This window comes from Halomicrobium sp. HArcel3 (genome assembly GCF_058933135.1).
Genome location: NZ_JBZYDN010000012.1, coordinates 43,413 through 58,120, shown reverse-complemented (window position 1 = coordinate 58,120; position 14,708 = coordinate 43,413). Strand labels below are relative to the sequence as shown.

General features: G+C 65.5%; 18 protein-coding genes. 5 read left to right on the top strand and 13 right to left on the bottom strand.

What is annotated here, in order from left to right; all coding sequences use genetic code 11:
- Nucleotides 1–50: 50 nt before the first annotated feature.
- On the bottom strand, nucleotides 51–419 hold the full coding sequence (locus tag AC5FRV_RS20260) for a cupin domain-containing protein (RefSeq protein WP_493562891.1): 369 nt from the start codon (nucleotides 417–419) through the stop codon (nucleotides 51–53).
- A 98-nt stretch (nucleotides 420–517) separates the two neighbouring features.
- Here AC5FRV_RS20260 and AC5FRV_RS20255 point away from each other — a divergent pair, with 98 nt between their 5' ends.
- The gene (locus tag AC5FRV_RS20255) at nucleotides 518–1,708 is read left to right on the top strand and encodes a site-2 protease family protein (protein ID WP_493562890.1); all 1,191 of its coding nucleotides are present in this window, start codon (nucleotides 518–520) and stop codon (nucleotides 1,706–1,708) included.
- Between the two features lie 35 nt (nucleotides 1,709–1,743).
- Here the strand turns inward: AC5FRV_RS20255 and AC5FRV_RS20250 are convergent, their stop codons facing one another.
- Together AC5FRV_RS20250 and AC5FRV_RS20245 are read right to left on the bottom strand one after the other, a co-directional pair.
- Entirely contained in the window at nucleotides 1,744–2,223 is a 480-nt protein-coding gene (locus tag AC5FRV_RS20250; protein WP_493562889.1) for a hypothetical protein, read from the bottom strand.
- Between the two features lie 161 nt (nucleotides 2,224–2,384).
- A complete protein-coding gene (locus AC5FRV_RS20245; protein WP_493562888.1) occupies nucleotides 2,385–2,780 on the bottom strand; it encodes an HNH endonuclease in 396 nt (131 codons plus the stop codon).
- A gap of 711 nt (nucleotides 2,781–3,491) precedes the next feature.
- On the opposite strand from AC5FRV_RS20245, the gene AC5FRV_RS20240 reads away from it, so the two are divergent.
- On the top strand, nucleotides 3,492–3,944 hold the full coding sequence (locus tag AC5FRV_RS20240) for a DUF5814 domain-containing protein (protein WP_493562887.1): 453 nt from the start codon (nucleotides 3,492–3,494) through the stop codon (nucleotides 3,942–3,944).
- A gap of 33 nt (nucleotides 3,945–3,977) precedes the next feature.
- On the opposite strand, the gene AC5FRV_RS20235 is transcribed toward AC5FRV_RS20240, so the two are convergent.
- The 5 genes from AC5FRV_RS20235 to AC5FRV_RS20215 all read right to left on the bottom strand — a co-directional run bounded on the left by AC5FRV_RS20235 (nucleotide 3,978) and on the right by AC5FRV_RS20215 (nucleotide 6,899).
- Nucleotides 3,978–4,403, bottom strand: a complete 426-nt coding sequence (locus AC5FRV_RS20235; RefSeq protein ID WP_493562886.1) for a DUF8146 domain-containing protein — start codon at nucleotides 4,401–4,403, stop codon at nucleotides 3,978–3,980.
- A 259-nt stretch (nucleotides 4,404–4,662) separates the two neighbouring features.
- Nucleotides 4,663–5,052, bottom strand: coding sequence for a thiol-disulfide oxidoreductase DCC family protein (locus AC5FRV_RS20230; protein WP_493562885.1), 390 nt, complete (start codon nucleotides 5,050–5,052; stop codon nucleotides 4,663–4,665).
- Between the two features lies 1 nt (nucleotide 5,053).
- A complete protein-coding gene (locus AC5FRV_RS20225) occupies nucleotides 5,054–5,521 on the bottom strand; it encodes a cupin domain-containing protein (RefSeq protein ID WP_493562884.1) in 468 nt (155 codons plus the stop codon).
- A gap of 345 nt (nucleotides 5,522–5,866) precedes the next feature.
- Complete coding sequence (locus AC5FRV_RS20220; RefSeq protein ID WP_177227112.1) at nucleotides 5,867–6,031, bottom strand: DUF6757 family protein; 165 nt, start codon at nucleotides 6,029–6,031, stop codon at nucleotides 5,867–5,869.
- Between the two features lie 91 nt (nucleotides 6,032–6,122).
- Entirely contained in the window at nucleotides 6,123–6,899 is a 777-nt protein-coding gene (locus tag AC5FRV_RS20215; RefSeq protein ID WP_493562883.1) for a PHP domain-containing protein, read from the bottom strand.
- 119 nt (nucleotides 6,900–7,018) lie between these two features.
- Between AC5FRV_RS20215 and AC5FRV_RS20210 the strand changes: the two genes are divergently transcribed.
- Nucleotides 7,019–7,306 (top strand): DUF5789 family protein, encoded by a 288-nt coding sequence (locus tag AC5FRV_RS20210; RefSeq protein ID WP_493562882.1) that lies wholly within the window; start codon nucleotides 7,019–7,021, stop codon nucleotides 7,304–7,306.
- Nucleotides 7,307–8,113: 807 nt separating this feature from the next.
- Here the strand turns inward: AC5FRV_RS20210 and AC5FRV_RS20205 are convergent.
- From AC5FRV_RS20205 to AC5FRV_RS20190, 4 genes are all read right to left on the bottom strand, one after another.
- Nucleotides 8,114–8,524 (bottom strand): DUF8057 family protein, encoded by a 411-nt coding sequence (locus AC5FRV_RS20205; protein WP_493562881.1) that lies wholly within the window; start codon nucleotides 8,522–8,524, stop codon nucleotides 8,114–8,116.
- On the bottom strand, nucleotides 8,521–9,207 hold the full coding sequence (locus AC5FRV_RS20200) for an RAD55 family ATPase (protein WP_493562880.1): 687 nt from the start codon (nucleotides 9,205–9,207) through the stop codon (nucleotides 8,521–8,523). The genes AC5FRV_RS20205 and AC5FRV_RS20200 overlap by 4 nt, the downstream gene beginning before the upstream one ends.
- Nucleotides 9,208–9,362: 155 nt before the next feature.
- On the bottom strand, nucleotides 9,363–9,644 hold the full coding sequence (locus AC5FRV_RS20195; RefSeq protein ID WP_493562879.1) for a DUF7577 domain-containing protein: 282 nt from the start codon (nucleotides 9,642–9,644) through the stop codon (nucleotides 9,363–9,365).
- 158 nt (nucleotides 9,645–9,802) lie between these two features.
- Nucleotides 9,803–10,705, bottom strand: a complete 903-nt coding sequence (locus tag AC5FRV_RS20190; protein ID WP_493562878.1) for an acyltransferase — start codon at nucleotides 10,703–10,705, stop codon at nucleotides 9,803–9,805.
- A gap of 131 nt (nucleotides 10,706–10,836) precedes the next feature.
- Here AC5FRV_RS20190 and AC5FRV_RS20185 point away from each other — a divergent pair, with 131 nt between their 5' ends.
- Nucleotides 10,837–11,865, top strand: coding sequence for a CPBP family intramembrane glutamic endopeptidase (locus AC5FRV_RS20185; RefSeq protein ID WP_493562877.1), 1,029 nt, complete (start codon nucleotides 10,837–10,839; stop codon nucleotides 11,863–11,865).
- 237 nt (nucleotides 11,866–12,102) lie between these two features.
- Nucleotides 12,103–13,167 carry an aldo/keto reductase gene (locus AC5FRV_RS20180; RefSeq protein ID WP_493562876.1) on the top strand — a complete coding sequence of 355 codons (1,065 nt, stop codon included), beginning with the start codon at nucleotides 12,103–12,105 and terminating at the stop codon, nucleotides 13,165–13,167.
- Between the two features lie 378 nt (nucleotides 13,168–13,545).
- On the opposite strand, the gene radA is transcribed toward AC5FRV_RS20180, so the two are convergent.
- Complete coding sequence (gene radA, locus AC5FRV_RS20175) at nucleotides 13,546–14,595, bottom strand: DNA repair and recombination protein RadA (RefSeq protein WP_493562875.1); 1,050 nt, start codon at nucleotides 14,593–14,595, stop codon at nucleotides 13,546–13,548.
- Nucleotides 14,596–14,708: the final 113 nt, after the last annotated feature.

Genomic DNA, 14,708 nt, shown 5'->3' with positions numbered 1-14,708 from the left:
AATAATGTCGTTGTCACGTGATGCTCGCAGGCGGTCTCGTATCGAGGACGCTACTCCTCGACCAGTTCGATGGCGTCGTCGCCGGCCGGGACTGCACAGAGGAAGGCACCTTCCTCGTCGCCGTCGTTGCGGTACCAGTGGACCGCGCCGGCGGGGATGTGGAGGCTGTCGCCCGCCTCGACCTCGTACTCTTCCCCCTCGATTCCGACGGTGTAGGCCCCCGAGAGCACGTACTGTTCGTGCTCGATTTCGTTGGTGTGTCTCGGGACCGACCCGCCGGGTTCGAGCGTAAACCGGCGGATGGCGAGGTTCGGCGCGCCCTGGTCCTCCCCCACCAGTACGCCCTTGGCCATTCCGTCGGCTGCGCCGACGTCCTCGTACTCGACGTCCGCCGCACGGCGAACGAGTGGGTCGCTCATGGGCGAACGTTCGCCTCCTCACCCGAAAGGCGTGTCGACCGAGACGACATCTGTCCTCCACAGGGGGGCTTAAGACCGTCCCCACTCTAGCCTCCCGCATGCGACGGTTCCGAATCGGGAGTGCGTTCGGGATCCCCATCCAGCTCGATCTCACCTTCCTGCTCATCCTGCCCATCTTCGCCTGGATCATCGGCTCGCAGGTCACCCAGACCGTCGACCTGCTCAACCGGACCGGCGCCGGTCTCGACGCGGCGGTCCTCACCACCGGTTCGCTCCCGTGGGTCCTGGGCGTCGCCGCCGCCGTCGGGCTGTTCACCGGCGTCGTCCTCCACGAACTGGGCCACTCGCTGGTGGCCAGGCGCTACGGCTACCCCATCGACTCCATCACGCTGTGGCTGTTCGGCGGCATCGCCCAGCTGACCGAGATGCCCGAGGACTGGCGCCAGGAACTCACCATCGCCATCGCCGGACCCATCGTCAGCGTCGTCCTCGGCGTCCTCTCTTACGTCGCCTTCGTCGTCGTCCCGGGGTCGGCGGAGACGGGATTCCAGGCCGCCCGCTTCGTCCTGGGCTACCTCGCGCTGATGAACGTCGCGCTCGCCGGGTTCAACCTCCTCCCCGGGTTCCCGATGGACGGGGGGCGCGTCCTCCGGGCGCTGCTCGCCCGCAACCGCCCGTTCGCCCGCGCGACCGAACTCGCCGCTGAAGTCGGCAAGTGGTTCGCCATCCTGCTGGGCCTCTTCGGCCTGATCCCGCCGTTCAACCCGCTGCTCATCGGACTGGCCTTCTTCATCTACATCGGCGCCGAGAGCGAGTCCCGACAGACGGTCATGCGGGCGGCCTTCGAGGGCGTCACCGTCCGCGACGTGATGACGCCCGCCGAGCGCGTCACCACCGTCGACCCGGAGACGAGCGTCAGCGAACTTATCCAGACGATGTTCCGCGAGCGCCACACCGGCTATCCCGTCGCCGTCGGCGACGACGTCGTCGGCCTCGTGACGCTGGACGACGCCCGCGCCGTCCGCGACGTCGAGCGCGACGCCTACCGCGTCAGGGACGTCATGACCACCGAGCTGTTCACCGTCTCGCCCGACGACGACGTGATGACGGCGCTCACCGAACTCGACGACAACGAGGTCGGTCGCCTGCTCGTCCTCGACGACGAGCGCTTCCTCGGCCTGCTCACCCGCACCGACATCATGACCGCGCTGACGATCATCAAGTCGAGTCCGAACTACCAGAACGGCGCCGAGGAGAGCGACGCCGCCGTCTTCCGGCCCCAGTCCTGAGAACCGTCCGCCAGACGCGCTACACTGGCCCGCGCTCAGAGGCCGAGCGACCGGGCGAGTTCCTCGACGCCGCTGAACACGTTCCACTCGTCGTCGTCCGCGTCGTCGGCGACGCGCGTCTCGACGTCGCCGCGCTCGATCGCCGCCCGGAACGCCCGCTCCGGGTTCGGCGCGTGTGCGACCCGCTCGAACGTCTGCCGGTCGGTCCGCATCTCGACCGTCGCGTTCTCGCGCGCCCCGCGTTCGAGCCCTTCGATACGCCCGTTCTCGGTCATCTCGAAGGAGAACGTCGCCCTCTCTATCCCGTCACCGCTCGACACGTGGAGGGTGACCGTCTCGCCGGCCAGCGACTCACCGCTGCCGTTCGTCGCGTCCGCCTCGGCGTTCGCGGAGACAGTTCCGTCCATCCCGGTCGGCTGCACAGCGGTCCCCGCGAGGGCTGGCACTCCGACCAGCGACAGGGCGACGACCAGAAAAATCGACTGCAGTACCGCGATTCGTGTCTGTGACTGCACAGACGGTGATTACTCTCGTCCACCTTAACTTCGGGTGGTAACTATCTGGATTTCTATGGGTGTGATTAGATGGAATGTCTCGCCGCAGTACAGCGGTATTGCACACAGCACGAACTAAAAGTATCACCAATTGGTACGTACGTAGTCCGTTCTATCGTCACTCAACACGGTGTCGCTCTAACGCCGGCCCGCCACCGGAGCTCCGCCCTCGAATGGTGACCGAACTCGGCGCGACGGTGACACGCCGGGCACAGTGAGACGACGTTGTCGAGCGTGTGGGCGTCCTCGATGGTCAACAGCGGCGACTCGACGAACACGCGAACCGGGATCAGGTGGTGGACGTCCGGGTTGCGCCCGAGTTCGTCGGCGCCGGTTTCACACATCACGCATGCGTGTCCATCGCGCTCCAGCGCTCGTTTCCGGACCTGGTTCCACCCCTTTCCGTAGGAGCCAGTCCCGCCACCGAGCCAGTTCGGGTGGCCATCGCCGGTGAACTCCTCGGAGAGCCATTCGGTGTGACACTCACGGCTGCAGAGGGTCGCCTCTCCCGTGATCATCCCTGGATGACGCTCGAACGCGCCGTCACAGACGTCGCAGTGGACCGTCTGCTTGCCCCCGCTCCACCGCGGATTGTTCTCTCCTGAGAAGTCGGGAGAATGTCGCCAGGGCTCGGTCTCGACACACGTCGAGCAGAACTTCCCCGGTTTCTCACTGGGATAGTACTCGAAGTCAGTCCCGCAGATTACACACGTCGTGGTTTCCTTCCCACCCCGGTAGTTCGGGTTGTTCTCACCTTCGTACGAAACCGCGCTATCGTGGCACTCCTCGGAACAGTACTTCTTTTCGTATTCGCAGTGGAACTCCGCTCCGCAACGAGCGCATTCTCTGTTCGGTAACCGCTCATCGTGGGCCGAGGTGTGGTGTACACCGAGCCCGCGTCGCGAGTCGAACTGTTTCCCACAGGTCGGACAGGTGTGTTCGGACATAGTTCAATGGACGGAGAGAAGGAAATTAAACCTCTGCCTACCGGAGTGAAAGTAAAGCTGAGCGGGGGTAAACCTCGCCACGAATTTTGCGGCAAAAGTTGCCTAGGTCCGGGCGCGGGAATTGAACCCGCCTCTGAGCCCCCACAAGGCTCAAGGATGCCACTACCCCAGCCCGGACACGGGTGAGGCGTCCTCATCTAAACCACTGACTCAGATATACGTTACGACTCCACCCCCGCTTCGAGAGGCTTTTGCACCCGGACCGTCTTTCTTCGTGCAAGCGTGGCCATCACGGACAAGATATACGTCAAGAACCACCGCCAGCTCGCCTCACAGCTGGAGACGTCGTTCCCCAAGGGTGCGTTCAAGGGCGCGACCCTGGACATCCTCTTCCAGGGCGAGGGGCTGGCGAAGCTCAACGAGGCCAGTCGCGACCGGGTCCTCGAGTTCGCCGAGGACTTCCTGGACTGTGACTGCCAGGCCAACCCCCACTGCGGCTGTGCCGAGCGGAAGTTCACTCGCTATCTCCTCGAACTCCGCGAGCAGGGCATGGGGCCCCAGGGCGTCGTCGACGTGATGGGCGACGACTACATGCTGTACGCCTATCCCGGCGACGTGCGGAACTTCCTCGACGACTCGATCCGGACGCTGGAAGCGGTCGAGGCACTGGCAGAGGTCGACGGGCAGGGAGACGTCGCGGCGAAAGCGCGGCAGAAACGGGACGACCTGATATAGACGGCAGAACGGAGTCTGTCGGGCCGAGTTCAGTTAGACGTCTTCGAAGCTCCCGATGCGGTAGGAGGTCTCCTCGTCGTCGTCGCCGTCGAGGTCTTCGAGCTGGACGACGTCCTCGTCGTCGTTCTCGTCGAGTTGCTGGCGGAGTTTCGTGACGTAGCGCTTGTGCTCTTCGAGCTGTTCGCGCAGGTGGTCGGCCTCGAGTTCGAGACGCTCGTGTTCCCGGACGAAGCTCTTGGGGACCTCGACCTTGGGCGGGAAGCTCTCGGTGGTGCTCTCGGACTCGCCGACTTCGTGTTCGGGGACGACCTCGACCTGGCCGTCGTGGGCGACGAGCATGTCGACGTAGTCGCGGAAGACTGCAGACAGCGAGATGTCACGTTCCTCTGCGATGTCCCGGAGCGTCTCGAACTTCTCCTGGCTGACCCTGAACGAGATGGTCTTGTTCTTGTTGCCCATTGATGTGTTACTGTTGCTCGTTCTACCCACTTAATCGTTTGTCAGACGCGCCTACGTCGGGCGATCTGGGGGTACGACTCCAGTGCCTCGAACCGTCGTATCACTAACCCGAGGAATGTGGAAAGCGACAGACGGCGACAGAAGTGATGTCTAAACTGAACATTTAGATTATGCGTGTCCGTGCACTGAGTATCCGTGACTGTTGGAGAGACGACTGTCGTCGACTGTTCCGGGTGTCACTGGCGTGACTACCTGGGTGTCACCGACCCGCCGGCGGGGAGGCGCTCCGGTAGCGCCCCCAGATCGCGCGTCGGTCGCCGATCCAGCGGTAGAGCCCCTCGCGGAAACGGGCGTAGCCGGGGACCTGCCTGAGGGCGCCGAACAGTGGCCGCGTCGCCGGGAGCGCCAGTTCGATGGTCCGCTCGGCGGCGGCGCCACAGGAGTACGCCGCGTCGTCGGTCAGGAGGTGCATGCACCGGTCGTAGGACTCGGGCAGGCGGGCGCGCTGGTCAGGCGAGAGCTCCGAGAAGCCGACGGCCTCGAACTCGCCGTGGCGGAGTGCGAGTTCGACCGACCAGGTACAGAAGCCACACTGGTCGTCGTAGACGAGCCGCGGTACGGCCGCGGTTCGTGCGGTGCGTGCGGCCATCTCAGGTGAATCGGCCCGTCTCCGCGTCGCACTGCTCGCAGACCGTCACGAGCGCGTCGCGGTCGTCGGTCATCTCGATGCGGTTCTCGGTGCGGCCGCCGCAGTCGGCGCATTCCCGGAGCATCTCGGTCGCGCCGGCGTCGGCGGGGGCGCCCATGGCGAGGGCGACCACCCGCTCGTCACCCCGGTTGGTGCCGAGTTGCCACTCGCCGGGGGCGAAGCGGATGAGCTCTCCAGCACCCACGTCGACGTCACCGTCCTCCGTCTCGAACGTGACGGTGCCGCGCTGGACGTGGAACACTTCCTCCTGGTCGGCGTGGCGGTGGTAGCCGAAGCCGAAGCTATCGCCGGGGGCGAGCTCGTAGTAGTTCAGCGCGACGCCGTCCGCGTCGAGCGCGTCCGAGAGGGGGCGCTTGACGGCTGCGGGACCCATCCGCGAGTCGACGGCGTCGAGAGTGACCTTTTCCATGTCTGATGGTTGGGCGGCCAGCGAGTAAAGGTACTGGGCGTGCGGGGCGGCGCTGCCGCTGTAATCTGCGGAGACGTCTCGGGAGAACGGTCGCCGGCGGAACGGAATCGATCGGACTCGCGTCCTGCTGAACGAAGTGAAGTGGTTCGAGAGAGCTTCGCTCTCTCGTCATCTGTTCACGGGCGGCTTCGCCGCCCGTTCGCATGGTTCGTGGGACTCGAAGAGTCCCACGCTCATCCCGAAAACCGAAGATTTTCGGACGACAGGGCTCGGGTGACGACCAGTGGAAGTCACCCGGTGTCCGACCGCTGTCGGAGAACTACGGGCGAGTGTGGGCGGCGGGACTCACTCGGACCGGTCGATGTCGAGCTCTTCGTCCACGTCCGAGAGCCACTCGGCTTCCTCGAGCTCTTCCAGTTGCTCGCGGAAGTGCACCTGGCAGACGCCGACCTTCACCGCGTCTTTCTCGACGGCGACGTCAGCCTCGTTCTCGCAGTAGTGGCACTGCATGGCAGGCGTTATGGACTGGGGGGCATTGAACCCTCCGTTCTCGCATGCCAGGCGTCAGACGGACGGTTGTAATGGATTACAACTACCACTATCAGACGCCGAGGGCCGTCCGGATGCGCTCGAAGGCAGCGGCGTCGAGCCCGGCGACGCCGAGAACGTCTTCGTGGGCGTCACTCCCGCCAGTTTCGAGCAGGTCGTACCGCTCGACGGCCCGGTCGACGGGCGCCGTATCGACCGCGTCGTCGTAGGGGTACCAGCGCTCGACGGCGTCGAGCGAGTCACACAGGGCGAGCGCGTCGTCGGGGTCGGGGTACCGCAGCGGATGCGCCAGGCCGACCAGCCCGCAGGCGTCGGCGAGGAGGTCGCGCCCGCGTTCGAACGAGGGCACCTCGCGTGGCACGTAACACGGGCAATCGTCGCCGATCAGGTCGTCGAAGGCGCCCTGGACGTCGTACTCGCTCACGTCGGCTATGGCGCGTGCGATGTGGGGGCGGCCGAGTCCGGATCGGGGCTCGACGGGCAGCGAGACGTTCAGGCGCTCCTCGACGCAGTCGATGATGGCGGCGCCGCGTTCCTCGCGATTCGCCTGTATTCGGTCGCACTCCTCGCGGAGCGCTCGGGTCGGTCGGGCGCCGTAGCCGAGCAGGTCGACGCGCTGGTCGCCGGCGTCGGCCCGGAGTTCGATGCCGTGGATCACCAGTATCCCGTCGCGCTCGACGACGGGCCCGTCGAGATCGGGGTGGAGGCGGTCGTGGTCCGTGATGGCCACGGCGTCGAGACCGGCCTCACGAGCGATACCGGGCACTTCCGGCAGCGTCAGCGTCCCGTCGGAGTTCGTCGTGTGGACGTGCAGGTCGGCGACGACCATCTCGACTCGACCCTCGGCCGCTCACCCTATGCCGGTTCCGGTGTGCACCTTATACGCCCTTGGTGGCATTGTACGATTAATAGTGAAAGTTTATTAACGACCATGAAGAATGCTGGTGTATGCGACTACTCGACAGCGCGACGACGCCGATGAACGACCACGACTACCCCGCGACGACAGGCGATCTCATCGAGGCCTACGGCGACGTGCAACTCGACCTCCCGAACGGCACGGAGTCCCTCGGCGACGTGCTCGAACGCCTCACGCCCGAGACGTACCAGAGCGCCGACCAGGCGCGCCTGGCGATGTACAGCGCCGTCTCGTCGAAGGGCATCGGCCGCGTGGGTTACTCCGACCGCGATCCGGTGTCGATCAGCGAGGACGGCCCCGATCAGCTCTCGATTTAGGCCGGTCTCTTTTCGGTGGTGTTCTTGTGGTGTGTGATGGCGTCCCAGGATTCACTCGTACATCTGTGGCGAGAGGCTCGGCCGTTCTCGTCATCTGTGAGTTGAACGGGTGTTTTGATGGGATAGCATTGTAAGAAAGGAGACCGCCAACAACCAGAAAGCCCTCGGCGCGCTCCGGTCCCGGGGCTCGCTGTCGTTCGAGAGAGCTTCGCTCTCTCGTGATGACGAAAGGCGCTGCGCGCCTTTCGAACCACGCTCCTCACTGCGTTGCGGTGCCCTCAGCGGAGCTGAGGACTACGCGAGAGCGGAGCTCTCGCGGTCGCTTACTGCGCCCGGGTTCCCGGACCACCCCTCGCCCTTTCAGTCCTCCAGGAAAGCACCGCAGCCCTGCCCTTCCCCTTCCACGCGAGCGAAGCGAGTGTGGGCTCGAAAGACGAGGTGTGCCGAGTCTTTCGGTGGGTCGCGCGATGAAACGCGCTCCCGGCCGGGTGGTTACTGAAGGTAGCGTGACCCGCCGCGGACGCGGCGGGTTCGGGGAGGGGTGGCGGTCTAATCGCGAGTGCCTCCGTGCACGAGCGGTGCTGATTCCTGGTGGACTGAAAGGGCGAGGTGCGGTCGACGAAGTCCGAACCCGCAAGCACGCGAGGAACGAGCGCGCGCAGCGGGTTCGCACGAGTCGAGCGCGCCGAGGGCTTTCGAGGTGTTTGACGTCGTGCTAACAGCGACAATCCTGGAAGCCACCGATCGCTAACTCCTTGATCTGTACTGAGCAAACATTACCGCTCACTCCGAAAACTCGACGTCGAACTACCGGTCCAGGAACTTGGGTCGGTCGACGACGTCGGTGCTGTCGACCTCCTGGCGGTCGAGCACGTCGCTCGTCTCCAGGGCCTCGGGGAGGCCGTCGCGGCCGCCGGTGGGGCGGTCGTCGGGGTCCACAGTCACGGTCTCGCCCTCGACGAGTTCCGCCCAGACCGCGTCGCCGTCCGCGCTGGACCGCTCGGCGGCTTCGGTGGCCTCCTGGCGCCCCTCGCGGTAGGCGAGTTCGACCAGGCTCTTGTTGTAGGAGGTGTCCATCTCGTCGTAGACCGCCTCCAGTTCGTCGCGGTTGTACTCGCCGAGTTTCTCGGCGACGCCGATGGCGTAGGCCCGTTCGGTGGCCTCGTCCTTGTCCAGGACGTCCCAGTCGCTGTCGTACTCGCGCTCGTAGAGGCTCATGACTCGATCTTCTCGTCCGGGAACACCTGCAGCCCCCTGTCGGAGAACTCGATCTGGCGGATGTCGCAGTCGATGGCCGTGCCGCGCATCTTGATCACCTGCATCCCGCGGGTCATGCTGCCCCGGTCGAGGAAGTTGTGGAAGAAGATGACGCCGTGGGCGAGGTAGTGCTCGTCGCTGTAGGAGGAGGGGTCGGTCATCTCGGAGATGAGCAGGATGGTCGCGTCCGTCTGCTTGAGCGCCGAGAGGAAGCCCGTTATCTCCTGGGAGACGTCGGTGAGGAAGTGCTGGAGGAGCATCGTCGAGTCGACGACGACGCGGTCGACGCCGTTCTGCTCGATGAAGGCGATGAGCCGGTTCGTCAGCCCGCTCTCGGTGCCGAATTGCGAGATGGTTCGCTTGCCACTCTCGGTCACCAGGTTCAGGAACTGGATGGCGTCGGACTGCATCGCCCGGTCGAAGCCGAACTCGTAGCCCGACATGTCCTGCATCAGCTCGGTCTGGGTCTCGTGCATCGTCACGTAGAGGCAGTCCTCGCCCTTCTTCGCGCCCTGGGTGATGAACTGCGCACAGAACGTGGTCTTGCCGCTCCCTGGCGGGCCGCTGATGACGTACAGTCGGTCCTCGAGAAGCCCACCCTCGACGAGCTGATCGAATCCCGGAACGCCGCTCGAAACGCGCATACTGCCTGCAATGCCAACTCCCGGTATAGGTGTTTGCGCTCGGTTTTCAGGGCTGATAACCGACTGGCCGGTCAGGTGACTGCGGCCGGATCCCTGAAAACTCGCCCTCCGACGAGCCGTCGCCGACAACAGTCACTGGCGCGGGCCGACAACGGTCACTGGAGCGGCTGGACGCACTCCCGGCAGTAGGCGAACTGCTGTTCGTAGTCGTTGAGGGTTCCGCAGTGGCGACAGTGGACTCCCTCCTCGTCGTCGCCGTCCCCGTCACCTGCTCCGGGTCGAGCAGACGGCTGTTCCATCGACCGGCGTGCGGAGCGGTCGACGGAGCCGGGAGCGGCGTCCGGTGAGGCGTCGTCCCGCTGGATGTAGCGGTAGAGCAAGAGCTGGACGAGTGCGAACCCGAGGACGTAGGCGACGAGCCAGCCCAGCGCTTCCATACTGTGTTATACGTTGGCAAGATACTTGGATATTTTGGGGCGAGAAGCGAGTCAGACGGGATCTGGCCGTCTCCCGGTCCGTATCTGGTGACTGCTGCGTGGCGGCGAGGGAGCGACGCTGGTGGCCCCGACGCTCGTGCCCGCGGCGCTGGGCTCGGTCAGGCGTCCGGCGGGGTCCGGTCGCGCCCGAACTCGTCGAACGTCTCCACGTCGTCGGGGATCGCGTAGTCGAGTTCCCGTTCGTCGCGGCGGTCGACGTTGGCGTCATCGATGGGCTCGGCGACGGACTCCCAGCCCGGTTTGATCTTGACGCTCTTGGCGGGCGTCCCGGCGGCGACGTGGTGGGCCGGGACGTCGCGTGCGGCGATCGACTTGGCGGCGAGGACGCTGTTCTCGCCGAGGCGGACCCCTGCGCGGACCATCGAGTCGTAGGTCACCCGGACGTCGTCCTCGATGATAGTGTGATAGTTCTCGATGGCGGTCTGGTCGTTGACGTCGTGGTCGTGGCTGTACACGTGGGCGTCGTCGGAGATGGAGACGCGGTCGCCGATGGTGAGTTTGCCGCGGTCGTCGAGGTGGACGTCGTCGTGGATCACGACGTTGTCGCCCACGGAGATGTTGTGGCCGTAGGTGAAACTGATCCCCTTGAAGAAGCGGCAGTTCTCCCCCACCGACTCGAAGAGGTGCTCGGCGATCATCTTCCGGAAGCGCAGCGCGAACTCGACGTTGTCGGCCATCGGCGTCGCGTCGAACTGGCGCCAGAGCCACTGGAGGTGTTTCGACCGGGTGAACCGCTCCTCGTCCTTCTCGGCGTAGTACTCGCTCTCCAGTGTCGCGTTACAGGGGTCGTACCCCTGCAGGCGCACCCGCTCGGCGGGCGAAACCTTCTCGCCGGCCTGCCAGCGCTCGTAGGCCGCCCGGTCCCCGTGGAGGTCGATCAGCACGTCCTCGACGACGTCGCACGTGTTCTCCTCCCCCGAGAGGCGCTCGTCGACGTCGGAGATGAACGCCCGCAGCCCCTCCTCCGCGAGCGGCGGTAACGAGACGTGACGCTTAGTCATACACTGCTCAACACAGTGGGCAGACAAAGGGGTTTCCGTTACCCGAGTGTAACCGCCCGACGCAAGCGTGTTAGCCGGTGAATAGGTATACTTCAGCCACAACTAAGGTCTAGCTTCGAGACGGATCGGCCATGACAGAGCCGGGCGACCGGTCGCTGACGAGACGCGTGTTCGTGAACGGACGTGAACGGCGACTCCGGGCCGGCTGGCGGTTGATCGCTGCGACATTCATTCTCGTCCTCGCGTCGCTGGCACTGTTCCTCGCCGTCGACTACGCCCAGGCGATCCTGTCGTTCGCCGGCCCGCTGGTCGTCGGCGGAATCCTGGCCTCGACGCTCGTGGCCCAGACCGCGTCGAACGTCCTCGTCACGGGCGTGCTCGTGGTCGCCGCGTGGTTCGTCGACCGCCGGACGCTCCCCGATCTGGGTCTGGGCGGCCGGCGCTGGTGGCGCAACCTCGGTTTCGGCCTCCTCCTCGGAGTGGCGATGACGACGGCCGTGTTCGCCGTCGAACTCGCCGCCGGGCTGATCACGGTCGAACAGCTGTTCCTCAGCAGGCCCGGGCTCGGTATCGACCAGCCGTTCCCCGTCGCGTTCGTCCTCGTCGTCCTCATGTTCGTCGCCGTCGGCGTCGGCGAAGAGGTGCTCTTCCGGGGGTACCTGCTGACGAATATCGCTGAGGGACTCAACGGCCTGGGACCGATCGGTCCCCGGACCGCCCTCGGCGTCGCGGCCGTCCTCACCTCCGCGGTGTTCGGCGTCGTCCACATCACCAACCCGAACGCCACCCTCGTCTCCGCGTTCAACATCACCGTCGTCGGCCTCTTCCTCGCCTGGACGTACGTCGTGACGGAGGACCTGGGCATCGCCATCGGCGTCCACATCACCTGGAACTTCTCGCTCTCGTCGGTGTACGGCTTCCCGGTCAGCGGGCTGACGACGCCAGCGACGATACTCGACGTCCGCCAGACCGGCGACCCCCTGATCACTGGTGGCCCCTTCGGCCCCGAGGCTGGCCTGGTCGTCTACCTCGCACTCGGCGTCGCTATCGGCCTGACCTGGTGGTGGGTCCGCCGGGGCGGTGCCTCGGACTGGTTCCCCACTGGCGTCGCGGTGCCCGACCTCCGGAAGTCACCGGAACCACGCACCGAGAGCGAGTAACGTGGCTGGAGCAAACCACGGGCCGTGGGGTGGACTGAAAGGGGCGGGCGGTTCGACGAAGGCAGGCGACGTAAGCACTGCAGCGAACGGAGTGAGCGAAGCGCGCAACGAGCCTCCCGAGTCGAACCGCCCGGGGCTTTCGAGTTGTTGCTGTCGTCTGTCTTCACCGACACTGATCCACTACCCACTCTCGAACGAACCACGAGGGCTAAGTGCGGCCACACGTATTATCCGATCATGCACTACCGCGAGCTCGGCAACTCCGGCGTCGAGGTGTCGGAGGTCGGCTTCGGCGCCTGGGTCGTCGGCACCGACTGGTGGGGGGACCGCACGCGCGAGCAGGCGATCGGCATGGTCCAGCACGCGCTGGACGAGGGCGTGACGTTCTTCGACACGGGCGACGTCTACGGCCACGGGAACTCCGAGGAACTCGTCGGCGAGGCGCTGGCCGAACACCGCGACGAGGTGACCCTCTCGACGAAAGTGGGCTACGACTTCTACAACAACCCGCAGGCGGGCCACGGCGAACTCCCGAAGGAGATGGACGCCGAGTACCTCCGGACGGCGTTCGACCGCTCCCTGGAGCGCCTGGACACCGACTACGTGGACCTGCTGATGCTCCACAACGCCAACGTCGACGAGGTGACGCCCGACGTCCTCGAACTCCTCGACGAACTCCGGGAGGAGGGCAGGGTCGAGGCCATCGGCTGGGCGCTGGGCCCCTCCATCGGCTGGCTCGCCGAGGGCGACGCCGCCGTCGAGAACGAGTTCGACGCCGTCCAGGTCGTGTTCAACCTGTTCGAGCAGACCCCCGGTCAGCACTTCATCGACACGATTCGGGAACTCGACGCCGACACGAGCGTGCTCCCTCGCGTCCCCCACTCCTCCGGCCTGCTGAACGAGCAGGTCACCCCCGACACGGAACTCGACGAGGGCGACCACCGCGGGTTCCGCCCCGACGAGTGGTACGAGACGGGCTGGGAGAAGGTGGAGACGCTTCGCTTCCTCGAAGACCCCGACCACGCCGACGGCACGCGGACGATGGCCCAGGCCGCCATCCAGTGGCTGCTGGCCCACGACGAGGTCGCCAGCGTCACGCCCACCTTCCGGACCACCGACGACGTCGACGAGTGGGCGGGCGCTTCCGGGACGCCGCCGCTCTCCGACGCGGAGTACGAGCGCGTGCAGGCCCTCTACGCGGACAACTTCGGTATCGACCGCGACGACGGGATGGACGCCCTTCGGTCCTCCGTCGACGGCGCTGACCTGAAGGGGACCGGGATGAAGTCGGCGGGCGACTGATACCCGGTCGACGACGCCCCGCCGACCCCGCTCTCGACTGGAAGTCGAGCCAACCCCTCCGCTTCACCTCGAAACCCACTCACGGATTGCGTTTTTCGCCATCGTGTCTCGAGTTTCGCTCCGGCGTCAGACACCGGTCAGACGCAAGACAGCGACCGATTCGAGTTGAAAGAGAGGGGTTCGACGCCACGCCGAGCGGATGCTTCTGGCTGGAACGTCAGCGTTCGAAGCATTTCATCTGTACGTGAGTGGTTCACAACCCGTTTCTTTCAGCTCGAAGCTGGCCGCAGTACTGCGGTTGTGGGGTCGTACCACGACAGATCCACTCCGGCGTCAGACGATGATCGAGAAAGCGATAGAAACGGCGAGTGGCGAACCCTACTCGTTCAGCAGTCCCTCTTCCTCGACGCGCATCACGGCTTCGCCGTCGGGGAGGTTCGGCGCGTCGACGAGCTTGACGATCCGCTTGGTCCCCTTGGACTTGCGGAGGTAGATGCGGAAGGTAGAGGTGTGGCCCAGGATGTTGCCACCGATGGGCTGGGTCGGGTCGCCGAAGAACGAATCGGGGTTCGAGGCGACCTGGTTCGTAACGACGACGGCGGTGTTGTTGAGGTCACCGACGCGCATCAGGTCGTGGAGGTGCTTGTTGAGCTTCTGCTGTCGGTCGGCGAGCTCGCCACGGCCGACGTACTCGGCGCGGAAGTGGGCGGTCAGTGAGTCGACGCAGAGCAGGCGGACGGGGAACTCCTCGTCCTGGCTCTCGCTGGCGATCTCCTGGGCCTTCTCGGCGAGCAGGATCTGGTGGTTGGAGTTGAACGCCTTCGCGACGTGGATCTTGTCCAGCACCGACTCGACGAGCGCCTCGAGGTTGGCCTCGTCGGTGGGGTCGGCCGTCTCGTCCTCGCCGACGACGCCGTGGAGTTCCATCGTATCCGCGAGGACCTCGTCGTCGAGGCCGCGGACCATCTGGTCGATACGCTCGGGCCGGAAGGTGTCCTCGGAGTCGACGAAGATGGTAGAACCCTCCAGGCCGCCGTGTTCGGCGGGGAGCTGAACAGTCACCGAAAGTTCGTGAGTCACCTGGGACTTGCCGGCCCCGAACTCGCCGTACACCTCGGTGATCGACTGTGTCTCGACGCCGCCCCCGAGCAGCTCGTCGACCTCGTCCACGCCCCAGGTGAGTTTGCCGATCTGTTCACGTCGCTCTAGCACTGTGGCACCGGTCTCGAAGCCGCCGATGTCGGCGGCCTTCCGGGCGGCCTGGATGATGTCGGCGGCGGAGGACTCGCCGACGTCGGCGGTGTTCGACAGTTCACCGGGACTGGCGACGGCGATGCCCTGGTAGTTGTCGAAACCGTTCTCCTTGAGCTTCTCCGCGGTCGCCGGACCGACGCCCGGCAGGTCTTCGAGTTCTTCCTGTGCTGCCATGGATTTCCATTATGCGTGGGGGGATATAAACCCCCGTTAACAGGGGAGTGAAAGTGAAACTGGCCGACGGCGGACAGATAGGTGGTGGACGGATCCAGTGGTTTACCAGACGG

Coding starts and splice junctions, on each gene's coding strand:
- AC5FRV_RS20260 (WP_493562891.1), bottom strand. CDS start 419: ATGAGCGACCCACTCGTTCGCCGTGCGGCGGACGTCGAGTACGAGGAC.
- AC5FRV_RS20255 (WP_493562890.1), top strand. CDS start 518: ATGCGACGGTTCCGAATCGGGAGTGCGTTCGGGATCCCCATCCAGCTC.
- AC5FRV_RS20245 (WP_493562888.1), bottom strand. CDS start 2,780: ATGATCACGGGAGAGGCGACCCTCTGCAGCCGTGAGTGTCACACCGAA.
- AC5FRV_RS20235 (WP_493562886.1), bottom strand. CDS start 4,403: ATGGGCAACAAGAACAAGACCATCTCGTTCAGGGTCAGCCAGGAGAAG.
- AC5FRV_RS20230 (WP_493562885.1), bottom strand. CDS start 5,052: ATGGCCGCACGCACCGCACGAACCGCGGCCGTACCGCGGCTCGTCTAC.
- AC5FRV_RS20225 (WP_493562884.1), bottom strand. CDS start 5,521: ATGGAAAAGGTCACTCTCGACGCCGTCGACTCGCGGATGGGTCCCGCA.
- AC5FRV_RS20220 (WP_177227112.1), bottom strand. CDS start 6,031: ATGCAGTGCCACTACTGCGAGAACGAGGCTGACGTCGCCGTCGAGAAA.
- AC5FRV_RS20215 (WP_493562883.1), bottom strand. CDS start 6,899: ATGGTCGTCGCCGACCTGCACGTCCACACGACGAACTCCGACGGGACG.
- AC5FRV_RS20210 (WP_493562882.1), top strand. CDS start 7,019: ATGCGACTACTCGACAGCGCGACGACGCCGATGAACGACCACGACTAC.
- AC5FRV_RS20205 (WP_493562881.1), bottom strand. CDS start 8,524: ATGAGCCTCTACGAGCGCGAGTACGACAGCGACTGGGACGTCCTGGAC.
- AC5FRV_RS20200 (WP_493562880.1), bottom strand. CDS start 9,207: ATGCGCGTTTCGAGCGGCGTTCCGGGATTCGATCAGCTCGTCGAGGGT.
- AC5FRV_RS20195 (WP_493562879.1), bottom strand. CDS start 9,644: ATGGAAGCGCTGGGCTGGCTCGTCGCCTACGTCCTCGGGTTCGCACTC.
- AC5FRV_RS20190 (WP_493562878.1), bottom strand. CDS start 10,705: ATGACTAAGCGTCACGTCTCGTTACCGCCGCTCGCGGAGGAGGGGCTG.
- AC5FRV_RS20185 (WP_493562877.1), top strand. CDS start 10,837: ATGACAGAGCCGGGCGACCGGTCGCTGACGAGACGCGTGTTCGTGAAC.
- AC5FRV_RS20180 (WP_493562876.1), top strand. CDS start 12,103: ATGCACTACCGCGAGCTCGGCAACTCCGGCGTCGAGGTGTCGGAGGTC.
- radA (WP_493562875.1), bottom strand. CDS start 14,595: ATGGCAGCACAGGAAGAACTCGAAGACCTGCCGGGCGTCGGTCCGGCG.